General features: G+C 72.6%; 12 protein-coding genes and 1 pseudogene. 8 read left to right on the top strand and 5 right to left on the bottom strand.

The window, feature by feature from the left end:
- Window positions 1-197: 197 nt before the first annotated feature.
- The 6 genes from J4709_RS33070 (at window position 198) to J4709_RS33045 (ending at window position 4,237) form a co-directional block, all read left to right on the top strand.
- Window positions 198-389 carry a hypothetical protein gene (locus J4709_RS33070; RefSeq protein WP_208246629.1) on the top strand — a complete coding sequence of 64 codons (192 nt, stop codon included), beginning with the start codon at window positions 198-200 and terminating at the stop codon, window positions 387-389.
- Between the two features lie 275 nt (window positions 390-664).
- Window positions 665-2,332, top strand: a complete 1,668-nt coding sequence (locus tag J4709_RS33065; protein ID WP_208246627.1) for a nitrite/sulfite reductase — start codon at window positions 665-667, stop codon at window positions 2,330-2,332.
- 13 nt (window positions 2,333-2,345) lie between these two features.
- A complete protein-coding gene (locus J4709_RS33060) occupies window positions 2,346-2,507 on the top strand; it encodes an Insertion element protein (protein WP_208246625.1) in 162 nt (53 codons plus the stop codon).
- On the top strand, window positions 2,504-3,214 hold the full coding sequence (locus tag J4709_RS33055; RefSeq protein ID WP_208246623.1) for a phosphoadenylyl-sulfate reductase: 711 nt from the start codon (window positions 2,504-2,506) through the stop codon (window positions 3,212-3,214). Before J4709_RS33060 ends, J4709_RS33055 begins: the two co-directional genes overlap by 4 nt.
- 11 nt (window positions 3,215-3,225) lie before the next feature.
- Window positions 3,226-3,960, top strand: coding sequence for a sirohydrochlorin chelatase (locus tag J4709_RS33050; RefSeq protein WP_208246672.1), 735 nt, complete (start codon window positions 3,226-3,228; stop codon window positions 3,958-3,960).
- A gap of 43 nt (window positions 3,961-4,003) precedes the next feature.
- Window positions 4,004-4,237, top strand: coding sequence for a hypothetical protein (locus J4709_RS33045; RefSeq protein WP_208246621.1), 234 nt, complete (start codon window positions 4,004-4,006; stop codon window positions 4,235-4,237).
- Window positions 4,238-4,250: 13 nt separating this feature from the next.
- Here J4709_RS33045 and J4709_RS33040 read toward each other — a convergent pair whose 3' ends face one another.
- From J4709_RS33040 to J4709_RS33030, 3 genes are all read right to left on the bottom strand, one after another.
- Window positions 4,251-5,543, bottom strand: coding sequence for a hypothetical protein (locus J4709_RS33040; protein ID WP_208246619.1), 1,293 nt, complete (start codon window positions 5,541-5,543; stop codon window positions 4,251-4,253).
- Between the two features lie 117 nt (window positions 5,544-5,660).
- Window positions 5,661-5,834 (bottom strand): hypothetical protein, encoded by a 174-nt coding sequence (locus J4709_RS33035; RefSeq protein WP_208246617.1) that lies wholly within the window; start codon window positions 5,832-5,834, stop codon window positions 5,661-5,663.
- Between the two features lie 245 nt (window positions 5,835-6,079).
- Window positions 6,080-6,793, bottom strand: coding sequence for a DUF1707 SHOCT-like domain-containing protein (locus tag J4709_RS33030; RefSeq protein ID WP_208246615.1), 714 nt, complete (start codon window positions 6,791-6,793; stop codon window positions 6,080-6,082).
- Between the two features lie 179 nt (window positions 6,794-6,972).
- Here J4709_RS33030 and J4709_RS33025 point away from each other — a divergent pair, with 179 nt between their 5' ends.
- The gene (locus J4709_RS33025) at window positions 6,973-8,598 is read left to right on the top strand and encodes an acyl-CoA dehydrogenase family protein (RefSeq protein ID WP_307801751.1); all 1,626 of its coding nucleotides are present in this window, start codon (window positions 6,973-6,975) and stop codon (window positions 8,596-8,598) included.
- Between the two features lie 467 nt (window positions 8,599-9,065).
- Window positions 9,066-9,248: pseudogene (locus J4709_RS53850) on the top strand (IS630 family transposase); the annotation flags it as partial.
- Here J4709_RS53850 and J4709_RS33020 read toward each other — a convergent pair.
- Together J4709_RS33020 and J4709_RS33015 are read right to left on the bottom strand one after the other, a co-directional pair.
- Window positions 9,238-9,414, bottom strand: coding sequence for a hypothetical protein (locus J4709_RS33020; RefSeq protein WP_208246611.1), 177 nt, complete (start codon window positions 9,412-9,414; stop codon window positions 9,238-9,240). The pseudogene J4709_RS53850 and the gene J4709_RS33020 sit on opposite strands and share 11 nt — an antisense overlap.
- Window positions 9,415-9,493: 79 nt before the next feature.
- On the bottom strand, window positions 9,494-12,214 hold the full coding sequence (locus J4709_RS33015; RefSeq protein WP_208246609.1) for an AAA family ATPase: 2,721 nt from the start codon (window positions 12,212-12,214) through the stop codon (window positions 9,494-9,496).
- Between the last annotated feature and the right edge of the window lie 67 nt (window positions 12,215-12,281).

The following is a 12,281-nucleotide window of genomic DNA, read 5'->3' as shown; positions in this document are numbered from 1 at the left end:
GGGGCACGCGGCCCGGTCGCGCGGCGGCAGGGCCGGCGGCGCCGTCCGCGGCGCCGTCGTCGGCCGGAGGGTCGCCGGCGGCGTCCGAGACGGTGGTCACACCGCTACACCGTAGGGCGTGGGCCGTCCGGGCGCACGGGCAGCGCGCCACGGACGCCGGTGCGCGAGCATCGATGCGGATCGGTGACAATGAAGGGGTGATCTGCCAGTCCTGCCGGGAGCGCCACCACGCGGAATGCCGTGGCGGCTCGTGGTGCGACTGCCAGCACAAGGCCGCGCCCGCGACGCCGTCGGGCCCGTCCCGGCCCGTCCAGGGGACGCCGCCGGAGCCGTCCGGGGAGCGGGTGCAGGGCGCCGAGCCGCCGGTGAACTGGAAGCGTCAAGGATGACACTTCTCACTTGCCCACATTCCGGACGTCACTGGACAGCCCGCGAGACGGCGTGTCAGAGTTTGAGCATGACTGCTGCGGACCCGCTGCTGGCCAAGCGCCGGCACGTCGACTTCCTCCGCGTCCGCAGCGCGATCTGTCGCTGACGCCCCCGACCACGCCCCCTTGCTCAGCCGGGCGCGTGGTGCATCGGCGTCACCTTTGACTTCATCCTGCTCAGCGTCGAGCCGGCTGCCTCAGAGCGCCGGTGCGCTACGCGTCCCTCACCACCACAGATGAGGACGCGCGCCGTGCCACCCGCGATCAAGCGCAAGAAGGGCGAGGGCCAGTGGGCCCTCGGCTACCGGGAACCGCTCAACAAGAACGAGGAGAACAAGAAGAACGACGACGGGCTGAACGTCCGCCGCCGGATCATCGACGTCTACTCCAAGAACGGTTTCGACTCGATCGACCCCGCCGACCTGCGCGGCCGGTTCCGCTGGATGGGCCTCTACACGCAGCGCAAGCCCGGCATCGACGGCGGGAAGACGGGCGCCCTCGAGGACGAGGAGCTCGAGGACAAGTACTTCATGATGCGGATCCGCATCGACGGCGGCCAGCTCGACGGCCCGCAGCTGCGCGCCATCGCCGACATCTCGACCCTGTACGCCCGCGGCACCGCCGACATCACCGACCGGCACAACGTGCAGCTGCACTGGGTGCGGATCGAGGACGTCCCGGCGATCTGGGACCGGCTCGCCGAGGTCGGCCTGCACACCACCGAGGCGTGCGGCGACGTCCCGCGCACCATCATCGGCTGCCCGCTCGCCGGGATCGCCGAGGACGAGCTGATCGACGCGACGCCGAACCTGCGCGACATCCACGACCGCTACATCGGCTCGCCGGAGTTCTCCAACCTGCCGCGCAAGTACAAGACGGCGCTGTCGGGCTGCACCTCGCACTGCACCGTCCACGAGATCAACGACATCGCGTTCGTCGGCGTGGTGAACGAGAACGGCGAGACCGGCTACCAGGTGTTCGTCGGCGGCGGCCTGTCCACGAACCCGATGTTCTCCAAGAGCCTCGGCGTGTTCGTCCGGCCGGAGCAGACGCACGAGATCTGGCACGGCGTCACCTCGATCTTCCGCGACTACGGCTACCGGCGGCTGCGCAGCCGGGCCCGGCTGAAGTTCCTGATGAAGGACTGGGGGCCGGAGAAGTTCCGCGAGGTGCTGGAGAAGGAGTACCTCGGCTACGCGCTGCCCGACGGCCCCGAGCCGGCCGCGCCGCGTCCCGGCCGTGACCACACCGGCGTGCACCGGCAGAAGGACGGCAACTACTACGTCGGCTTCGCGCCGCGCGTCGGCCGCGTCAACGGCGAGCTGCTCGGCGTCATCGCCGACCTGGCGAACGAGTACGGCTCGGGCCGCGTCCGCACGACGCTGGAGCAGAAGCTGGTCATCCTCGACGTCCCGCAGGAGCGGACCGAGGAGCTCGCCGCGAAGCTCGCCGGGCACGACCTGCACGTCAACCCGTCGGTGTTCCGCCGGCACATGATGGCCTGCACCGGCATCGAGTTCTGCAAGCTCGCGATCACCAACACCAAGCAGCGCGCGATGGACCTGATGGACGAGCTGGAGAAGCGCCTGCCGGACTTCGACCAGCCGCTGACCATCAACATCAACGGCTGCCCGAACTCCTGCGCCCGCGTCCAGGTCGCCGACATCGGCCTGAAGGGCCAGCTCGTCGTCGACGAGAACGGCGACCAGGTCGAGGGCTTCCAGATCAGCCTCGGCGGGCAGCTCGGCGGCGCGTTCGGCAAGAAGGTGCGCGGACTGAAGACCACCTCGGCGGGGCTCACCGACTATGTCGAGCGGGTCGTCCGCAAGTTCGACGAGCAGCGCACCGACGGCGAGACGTTCGCCGAGTGGGCGGGGCGCGCCGACGAGGCCGACCTCAAGTAACGGACGGACTGGAATGAGCGAACGTGCCGCGCCGTTCTACTGCCCGTACTGCGGCGAAGAGGATCTTGAGCCACTCGAGGGACACGGGGCGTGGTTCTGCAACGACTGCGTCCGCTCCTTCCAGCTGAAGTTCCTGGGTGTCGGAGCCGCCAAGAAGACCGAGGAGTCCCGGTGACACTGCTGGAGACCGACCGACCGACACTGGACCTGGAAGACATCGTCGAATCGGCCGCCGCGGCGCTGGAGGGCGCGCCCACCCTGGAGGTCATCCGGTGGGCCGTCGCCACCTTCGGCGACCGCATCTGCCTCACCTCGTCCATGTCGGACGCCGCGCTGATCCACCTGGTGTCGAAGGTGAAGCCGGGCATCGACGTGCTGTTCGTCGACACCGGCTACCACTTCGCCGAGACGATCGGCACCCGCGACGCGGTCGAGGCCGTGTACCCGGTGAACGTCATCAACGTCACGCCGTCCCGGACCGTCGAGGAGCAGGAGGCCGCGCTCGGCCCCCGCCTCCACGGCCGCAACCCCGACCTGTGCTGCCACCTGCGCAAGGTGGAGCCGCTCGGCCGGGCGCTGGAGGGCTACATGGCCTGGTTCAGCGGGATCCGCCGGGACGAGACCGCCAGCCGCCGCAACCGCCGCGTCGTCGAGTGGGACCGCAAGCGCGGCATGGTCAAGGTGAACCCGATCCTCGGCTGGTCGCAGGAGGAGATGGACAACTACATCGAGGACAACGGGGTCATCATCAACCCGCTGCACTACGACGACTACCCCTCGATCGGCTGCGAGCCCTGCACCCGTCCCGTCGCCCCCGGCGAGGACCCGCGCAGCGGCCGGTGGGCCGGCATGGGCAAGACCGAGTGCGGCATCCACCTGTGAACGCCGTCCCCATGGTCGCGGTGGCGCACGGGAGCAGGGACCCGCGCGCCGCCGCGACCGTCACCGAGCTGATGGCCGCGGTCCGGGCGCTGCGTCCCGATCTGCCCGTGCACGCCTCGTTCCTCGACCACGCGCCGCCGGCCCCCGACCGGGTGCTGGACGCGCTGGCCGGGGACGGCGCCGCCGAAGCGGTCGTCGTGCCGCTGCTGCTGACGGCCGCCTACCACAGCAAGACCGACATCCCGGGCGTCCTGAACCGGGTGCGCGCGCGCCGGCCCCGGCTGGCGCTGCGGACCGCCGCGACGCTCGGCCCGCACCCGCTGCTGACCGGCGCGCTGGAACGCCGGCTCACGGAGGCGGGCGTGGAGCCCGGCGACCCCGACACCGCCGTGGTGCTGGTCGCGGCGGGGTCGTCGGACGCGTCCGCCAACGCCACCATCTGGCGGCTGGCGCGCGAATGGCGCGCCCGCGGCTGGCGCGGCGTCGTCCCGGCGTTCGCGTCGGCGTCCCGCCCGACGCCCGCCGAGGCCGTCGCGGCGCTCCGCGACGCGGGCGCGCCCCGCGTCGCCGTCGCGTCCTACTTCCTCGCGCCCGGCTACTTCGCCGACAAGGTCCGCACCGAGTCGCTGGCCGCGGGCGCCCGCGCGGTCTCCCCCGTCCTCGGCGCGGCACCGGAGGTCGCCGAGCTGGCCGTCCGCCGCTACGACGAGGCGCTCGCCACCGCCCGCACGGCCGCCGCCGTCTGATCCCCCGCGTTCCGCCCGTCCGGCTCGGGGTATGCGGGCCCGCATGGACGAGCGCGAGGATTCCGGGCACGAGCCCGAGACCACCCACGACCGCGACTTCGCCCCGGTCAACCGGGGCGCGGACGCCCGCGGCCGCACGCAGCCCCCCGCCCCCGTGCCGGACGAGGACGAGGTCAGCGGCACCGGCACCCCCGGCGTCCGCCACGGCCACCCCGACGCGCTGCCGCCGGACGAGGCGGGCGTCCGCGAGGCGGAGCGCACCGACGACTCCCGCTGACCCGCGGCGGGCCTCAGGCGCCCACGGAGTGCGGGAACTCCCCCGTCTCCGGCGGCGCCAGCACGATCCGCATCTCGTCGCCCGGCGCCTCGGTGATGCGGCCCGTGCTCGCCAGGTAGTCGACGACCTCCTGCACCTTGTCGTAGTAGATCGACTGCCGGCTGTTGTAGAGCGCGCCGGCGAGCTCGTCGTAGTCGTACTGGGTGACGACGACGTCGTTCCGCAGGACGAAGCAGATCAGCTCGCCGTCCAGCCGGCGCCGCCAGTCGTCGGCCAGCGCGTCGACCAGGGCGCCCGTGGTGCTCAGGGAGACCGTCACCGGCCGCCCCTCGCTCAGGAACACCGGCACCAGCCGCTCCAGCCGCGTGATGAACGCGCGGAGCCTGGTCCAGGGGAACTTCTTGCCCGACTTGCTGGGCGCGTCGCCGCGCTCGTCGCGGACCGCGTGGACGGCGTCGCGGATGAGCCGGTCCGGCGACCGGGTGGCCTCGCCGACCAGCCGCTCGATCTGCGCGTACACGTCCTCGCGCAGTTCCTGGAACGGCCCCATGTCGTTCTGCCGCAGCACGTCGATGCACCGGTCCGAAAGCGAGCGGGGCTCTTTGGCGGCCGCGGCCGCGGCCTCCAGGGCGGCGGGTCCGGAAGGCTGGGCGGGCGGCGACGGAACGGCGGCGAGCGGGACGACCCGGGCGCGTCCGGCGGGCGTCAGTTCGACCTGCGGATTGTTGTCGCCGGGAACGGTCGGGGCGATCGCCACCAGCTTCCTCTCCACCGCCAGCGAGACCAGCATCGACATGAATTTCGGCCGGGCCGTGAAGGTGCCGACCTGCTTGCGGAATCGCGAGTCGTACGCCGCGAGGAGTTTCCGGAGATCGGTCATGCGGACCCGCGCCGACGAATGGCCGATCACGTGCACCAGCGTCTCGACGGCCTTGTCCCGCTTCATCCACGAGTCGTCCCACTCCAGCGGCTCGCTCGCGGTGGCGGGCGGCGCGTAGGTGGCGAGGTGGACGAACACGACGCCTCCCTGGTGGACGGCGCCGAGCACCTCCGCCACGTTCTTGACGCTCGGCCGGAACGACGCCACGCAGATCTCGGCGCCGGAGCCGCGCACCTCCGTGACCCGGTCGTACACCACCTTCGTGACCGCCGTGTCGTCGGCCGCCTCCGGGACCTCGGTCCAGATGTGCTCGTCGCATCCGTCCGGCCTCGTCTGAGCCGGCAGGACGATGCACTCCACGGCCGTGGGCGGCGGGCCGTCCCAGGCCGCGCCGAAGGCCTCGAGGACCGCGCCTTCGGTTCCCATATGCGCGCGAGTCAGATCAATCAGCCTGTACATCTCGTCCTCCGTTTGCGCTGGGGACCCCATCATCGAGTAATGAGGTCCCCAGCGGAAGTAAGTGAGCGGCTAGCAACCCCGTGGCTAGTGCCGCTTAAGGAGGGCCCATTTGAGGAATGCGCCGACGACGACACCCAGCAGCAGACTCACGGTCTGCGCGGGAAAGATCGTCGCCGTAACGGCTGTTCCGGTGAGCACCACCGCACAAATCAGGAACTCGGTCTCTCGGTCCATCATCGCCTCTAACGTCTCGTTCACGGGCGACTCGGACTCAGGACTGCGACTTCCTGCCGGACTTCGACTCAGACACGGACTGACGACTTCGGCCTGATGACTGCGGACTGTGCACCGACTGGCGACTGAGGACTCAGGACTTCGACTGTTTCGACTGCGACTGCAGGACTGGGGACGTCGACTGGTCAACTGAGACTGGGGCAGAAACCTGCCACGAATCCGAGACTACCCCACCGCACCCCGGTGCGCCACCGCCCTGGACGCGACGGTCAGGAGCCGGGGCGGCGGTCGCGCCACCAGGACGCGACGGCCCGCCGGATCGGCGCGTGGTGCTCGTCGTCCACGATCTTGACGTCGCCCATGAAGGCGTTCGCGGTGACGCGGACGACGGGGATCCGCGCGCCCGGGCAGGGCTCGCGGACCTGGACGCGGCGGTCGCCGAGGAAGGCGTGGCCCAGCAGCTCGATCGCCACCCCGTCCGGCACGATGATCTTGACGTCGCCCATCACGGCGGTGGCCGCGATGTGCACCTCGCCGGTCGGCACCTGCGCGCCGCGCAGGTCCAGTTCGACGTCGCCCATCACCGAGACCGCTTCCAGCGGCCCGTCGATGCGGCCGACGATGCGCTCCTTGCAGTCCCCCATGACGGCGCTGAACCGCCGCTTGACCTGGAGCGGCGCCGGGTTGGCGCCGGGCGCGCCCATGCCGGGCAGGTCGGCGGTGATGTGCTCCAGCTCGCCCCGGGTGACGGCGGCGTAGGCGGCCTCGGTGCGCTCGGTCAGCTCCTCGAAGGTGAGCCGCCCCTCCACCGACGCGACCCGCAGCCGCTCGACGACGGCCTCGCGCTCGGCGTCGGAGGCCCGGACCGCGCCCGGCACGGCGGCGGTCCCGGCGGCGTCGGCGCCGGCCGTTGCGGGGTGCAGGTCCTGCCGCGGGCGGCTCGGGCTCGGCGGCCGCCCCTGCTGCGGACTGGACTGACTCATGGTTTCGAAGTTATGCCCCCGCGCCGCATGGACAATCCGCCGCGCGGACGAGATCGCCCCACCACTTGAGGAGGATGCCCCGGCCAGGGGGGCGGAGACATGATCGTCCGACCACCCGAACGCGGTTCTGTATCCTGCGTCAGGGGGCGTCCCCCACGATCCGGCACAGGAGCAGCGCAGTGACCCACGAGGTGTTCAACCAGGTTCCCCCGCTCGCCGGCCACGACCTGGCCGACGACCCCGCCCTGCTGGACGGGCTGGAGCGCGAGGGCGCCGGCTGGGCCGCCGCGCAGGTGCACGAGCTGGGCCGCCTGGCTGGCACCGAGCGCGCCCAGGAATGGGGGCGCCTCGCCAACGAGAACCCGCCCGTCCTGCGCACCCACGACCGCTACGGGCACCGCATCGACGAGGTCGAGTTCCACCCGGCCTGGCACGAGCTGATGACCGTCGCCGTGACGCACGGCCTGCACGGCTCCGCATGGGCCGACCCCCGCGAGGGCGCGCACGTCGCCCGCGCCGCGAAGTTCTACACCTGGCGCGTCGACGCCGGCCACGGCTGCCCGATCTCGATGACGTACGCCGCCGTCCCCGCCCTGCGTCAAGCGCCGGAGCTGGCCGCGCGATACGAGCCGCTGCTCGCCAAGCCCGAGTACGACTACGGCCTGCGCGCCCCGCTCACCAAGAACGCGCTGCTCGCCGGCATGTCCATGACCGAGAAGCAGGGCGGCTCCGACGTCCGCGCCAACACCACGCAGGCGACGCCCCAGCCGGACGGGACGTACCGGCTCGTCGGCCACAAGTGGTTCACCAGCGCGCCGATGTGCGACGTGTTCCTCACCCTCGCCCAGGCGCCGGAGGGCCTGACCTGCTTCCTCGTCCCCCGCGTCCTGCCGGACGGCGCGCTCAACCCGCTGCGGCTGATGCGGCTGAAGGACAAGCTCGGCAACAAGTCGAACGCCTCGTCCGAGGTCGAGTACGAGAACGCGGTCGCGTGGCGGGTCGGCGACGAGGGCCGCGGCGTCCGCACCATCATCGAGATGGTCAACATGACCCGCCTCGACTGCGTGATCGGCGCGGCCGCCGGCATGCGGCAGGGCGTCACGACCGCCGTGCACCACGCCTCGTACCGCAAGGCGTTCGGCGCGTACCTCATCGACCAGCCGCTGATGCGCAACGTCCTCGCCGACCTCGCGGTCGAGTCGGAGGCCGCCACCGTCCTGATGACGCGCCTCGCCGGCGCCACCGACCGCTCCGTGCGCGGCGACGCGTCCGAGGCGGCGTTCAAGCGGCTCGGCCTCGCGGTCAGCAAGTACTGGGTCTGCAAGCGCTGGCCGGCGCACGCCGCCGAGTCCCTGGAGTGCCTCGGCGGCAACGGCTACGTCGAGGAGTCCGGGATGCCGCGCCTGTTCCGCGAGTCCCCCCTCAACTCCATCTGGGAGGGCTCCGGCAACGTGGCTGCGCTCGATCTCCTGCGTGCAACCCTACGGGAGCCGCAGACGCTGGAGGCGTTCTTCGACGAAGTCGATCTCGCCCAGGGCGCCGACCCGCGCCTCGACGCCGCCGTCCAAGACGCCAAGGACGCCTTCGCCGACACCGCGACGATCGAGTTCCGCGCCCGCCGCGTCGCCGAGCGCATGGCACTCGTTCTCCAGGCATCGTTGCTGGTCAGGCACGGCCACCCGGCCGTAGCCGACGCCTTCTGCGCGACCCGCCTAGGCGCCGACTGGGGCGCCGCCTTCGGCACCCTCCCGCCCGGCCTCGACCTGGCTCCGATCATCGACCGCGCCACCCCGAAGATCGCCTGACCCCACTCTCAAGGTCAGCATTCGAGGCCTCACGAGTCGCCGCATGAACCCGACCGAGCCCAGCCCGATCAAGATCATCCGCTAGTTAACCCGCTAGCAGCCGACGATCGCGTCTCCGCGTGGCGCCCCAGTGCAGCCCAGCGCCACCTATCGCTCGACTGCATCCCACTAGGCGACCACATGCACACCCATCCCCAGCACGGCCGAGGAGCCGCCTGGCTGGCTGTGCGCTTCACGCGCCGCCAAGTCTGCAGGGCCTCCAACTTGCCGGACGCCAGACACTGAACCGTGCCACCGCCGCGCCCCGACCCGCGCGGATCACCTTTCCAAGCAAGTGCTACCACAGAGAGGCCGGGAACATTCGGTTCGTTGGTTAGCGCACAGCCAATGGCGTCGATGCCACTAGGGACCGGGGATGCAACGGGTTGAGCGCCCCTAGGTGGGCCGCACCTCGCCGTTCCATCGGCATCATCACCCGCCAGGCCATCCGCCGCGGCACTTTTACATTGGTCCCCGACCTGGTCGCCGCCATCGGCCGCTTCATCGACATCTACGACGGCCGCTGTCAGCCCCTCGCCTGGACCAAAACCGCCGACGAAATCCTCGAACACGCCACCCCACATCGTCCAAAGACTTCATTCACGCGACATTGGTTCTGTCGCGCACGAACGTGCGGGCATTCGTCTCGCCCAGCGCGGGCGCGGAGCCGACGGGCGAGGAGGGCGCCACCGTGGTGCTGTCACCGTCGATGCCGCCGCAAGCCGTCAGGCCGAGTGCCAGTGCCGCCACCACTTCGCCGATCACGATCTTCCGCATGGGTCCCCGATTCCCTTCGGTACGCGGCCTCCGTGGTCGCGCTGTGCCTCCCATGCCTGCGGCGGGACCCCGGCGGCCATCAGAGTCCGAGGTGCGCCAACTCGCCCCGCGAGGACACCCCCAGCTTCGGGAACGCCCTGTACAGGTGGTGGCCGATGGTGCGGGGGCTCAGGAACAGCTGCGCCGCGATATCGCGGTTGGACATGCCCTGCGCGGCGAGCCGCACGACCTGGAGTTCCTGCGGGGTGAGGCGGTCGAGGGCCGAGCCGCCGCGTGCGGTGGTGCCCGCCTCGCCGGTCGCGCGCAGTTCCGCCCGGGCGCGCTCCGCCCACGGCGACGCGCCCATCCCCTCGAAAACCTCCAGCGCGGGCCGCAGCAGCGTCCGCGCCTCGCCTTTGCGCTGGTCGCGCCGCAGCCATTCGCCGTAGAGCAGCTCCGTCCGCGCCCGCTCGAACGGACGGCCGCCCCCGGCGTGGGCACGCACGGCGTCGGCGAAGTGCCGTCCGGCCTCCTCGCCGACGCTGACGAGGGCCCGGCAGCGCAGGAGGACGCCCTTCGCCCATGGCTGCCGGGTGGCGGCGCTCCAGCGTTCGAACCGGGCGAGCGCCGCGCCGCACCGCTCCGGCCGTCCGGCGCGGACGGCGGCCTCGACATGGTCTCCGGTGAAGTGGATCAGGTTCATCAGCCCGACCGGGTCGTCTCCGGCGCCGTGCGAGGCCGTCTCCAGCCGATCGAGGGCGCGCTGGTGCCGGCCGTGGCCGAGGTCCAGCAGGGCCAGCGCCATCGAGCCCCAGGCGGCGGTGCGGGCGATCCCGGCGGTCCGCGCCCGGGCGACGGCCGGTTCGGCGAGCGACCGGCAGCCCGCGTCGTCGCCCGCGAGCGCCGCAGCCCACGCCAGCACGCAGCGCAGGTGGTCGAGGCGGTGCAGCTGCCCGGTGCTGTCGGCGAGCCGCAGGCCCTCCTCGGCGTGCCCGATCGCGTCCCGGCGGCGGCCGAGGAACATCTCCGTCACCGCCAGATGCTCCAGCACGTTCGGCAGCCAGCCGATCTGCCCGGTGTCGCGAGCGTCGGCGACCAGCGGCTCGTAGATCTCGCGCGCGGCGTCGTCGTCGCCGGTCAGCATGCCCATCGCCCCGGCGATGAGCCGCTCCCCGGTGCCGGGCACCGCGCCGCGCCGGGCCGCGTCGAGCAGGACCCGCATCCGCGGCATCGCCGCGGCGTGCTCGCCCGCCATGAGCCGGGCGAGGCCTCCGAGCGCCACCGCGCTGGGCGTCTCGCCGGCCACGTCGGCGAGCCGGTCGGCGGCGCGGCGGGCCAGCCCGGGATCGCCGCCGAAGTAGCTGTTGCGGACGGCCTCCGCCAGCATTCCCGCCGCGGTGGCGGGCGCCGACCCGGCGATCGGGCCGGCGCCCTCAAGCAGGATGGCCGCCGCGGTGAGCGGTGACCCGCGCTCGAACTCCACCCCGGCCAGGACGTGGGCCATGCGCGCGGTGAGCGCGGGCTCCGCGGTGGTGCGGCCCGCCCGGCGCGCGAGCTGAGCCGCGCGGGCGAGATCGCCCGCCGGCAGCGCGGCCTCGGCGGCGCCGGCGAGCCGCTCGCCCTGCCGCACCGGATCGGGGGTGAGTTCGGCCGCGCGCTCCAGCGCGGCGGCCTGCGCCGCGTACCCGGCGCGTGCCGCCGCCTGCTCGGCGGTGCCGGCCAGCTCGGCGGCGATCCGCTCGTCCGGTCCGGTCGCGGCCGCGGCGAGATGCCAGGCCCGGCGGGCCGGGTCGCCCTTCTCCTCGAGCGCCTCGGCGAGCGCCTGGTGCGCGGACAGCCGGCTCGCCAGCGCCGCGTCCTGGACGACCGCCGCGCGGACGAGCGGATGCTTGAAGGCGACGGCCATCCCCGAGAACGACAGCAGGCCCGAGCGTTCCGCCCGCTCCGGCGAGGACGGGGCCGCGCCGAGCGTCCGGGCCGCGCGCAGCACCACGTCCAGGTCGCCGGTCTCCTCGACAGCCGCGACCAGCAGCAGCGTGCGGGTGTCCTCGTCCAGCCGGGCGGCCTGCGCGCCGAACGCGCGGCGGACGCGGTCGGTGAGCGGCAGCGGCCCGAGGTTGTACGACAGCGGCAGCACCGTGCCGCCGCGCTGCTCGGGGGTGAGCGCGGCGTGCAGCTCGATCAGCGCCAGCGGGTTGCCCTCGGACTCGGCGAGGATCCGGTCCCGGACGGCCGGGGCGAGGTCGGCGGCGTGCGCGACGAGCAGCGCGGACGCGGCCTTCCCGTCCAGGCCCCACAGGTTCAGTTCCGGTATGCCGTCCAGCCGGGTGCGGCCGCCGCTGCGGACGGCGAACAGCAGCACGACGCCCTCGCGGTGTAGCCGTCGCGCGGCGAAGGTGAGCGCCTCGGCGGAGGCGCGGTCGAGCCACTGCGCGTCATCCACGACGCACAGCAGCGGGCCGAGGTCGGCGAGGAGCGACAGCACGGCGAGCCCGACCAGCAGCGGGCCGTCCTGCCCGGCGGGGCCGAGGCCGAACGCGCTGCGCAGCGCGGCGGCCTGCCGTTCGGGGACGGTGTCGATCCGGTCGAGGACAGGGCCGAGCAGCATGTGCAGTCCGGCGAACGGCAGCTCGGCCTCGGACTCGACGCCGGCGATGCGGATGACGCGCAGCCCGTCGGCCCGCGCGACGGCGTGCTCGAGCAGTGCGGACTTCCCGATTCCCGGCTGGCCGCGCAGGACGAGGGTGCCGCTGCGTCCCGCGCGGGCCTCGTCGAGCAGCCCGTCGAGGACGGCCTGCTCGGCATCACGACCGATGATCATGGGACGAACATACTCAAGCCATACGTATCCGCGTCATCCGGACACCAGTCATTCGTCCGATTCCTCC

This window comes from Actinomadura violacea (genome assembly GCF_017573465.1).
In the GTDB taxonomy this organism is placed as follows: domain Bacteria; phylum Actinomycetota; class Actinomycetes; order Streptosporangiales; family Streptosporangiaceae; genus Spirillospora; species Spirillospora violacea.
This window is presented reverse-complemented; position numbering and strand designations above follow the sequence as displayed.

Excerpts from the sequence above, each read along its gene's own strand:
- J4709_RS33065 (WP_208246627.1), top strand. The coding sequence starts at position 665 with ATGAGGACGCGCGCCGTGCCACCCGCGATCAAGCGCAAGAAGGGCGAG.
- J4709_RS33040 (WP_208246619.1), bottom strand. The coding sequence starts at position 5,543 with ATGGGAACCGAAGGCGCGGTCCTCGAGGCCTTCGGCGCGGCCTGGGAC.
- J4709_RS33020 (WP_208246611.1), bottom strand. The coding sequence starts at position 9,414 with ATGCGGAAGATCGTGATCGGCGAAGTGGTGGCGGCACTGGCACTCGGC.
- J4709_RS33030 (WP_208246615.1), bottom strand. The coding sequence starts at position 6,793 with ATGAGTCAGTCCAGTCCGCAGCAGGGGCGGCCGCCGAGCCCGAGCCGC.
- J4709_RS33060 (WP_208246625.1), top strand. The coding sequence starts at position 2,346 with ATGAGCGAACGTGCCGCGCCGTTCTACTGCCCGTACTGCGGCGAAGAG.
- J4709_RS33015 (WP_208246609.1), bottom strand. The coding sequence starts at position 12,214 with ATGATCATCGGTCGTGATGCCGAGCAGGCCGTCCTCGACGGGCTGCTC.
- J4709_RS33045 (WP_208246621.1), top strand. The coding sequence starts at position 4,004 with ATGGACGAGCGCGAGGATTCCGGGCACGAGCCCGAGACCACCCACGAC.
- J4709_RS33050 (WP_208246672.1), top strand. The coding sequence starts at position 3,226 with ATGGTCGCGGTGGCGCACGGGAGCAGGGACCCGCGCGCCGCCGCGACC.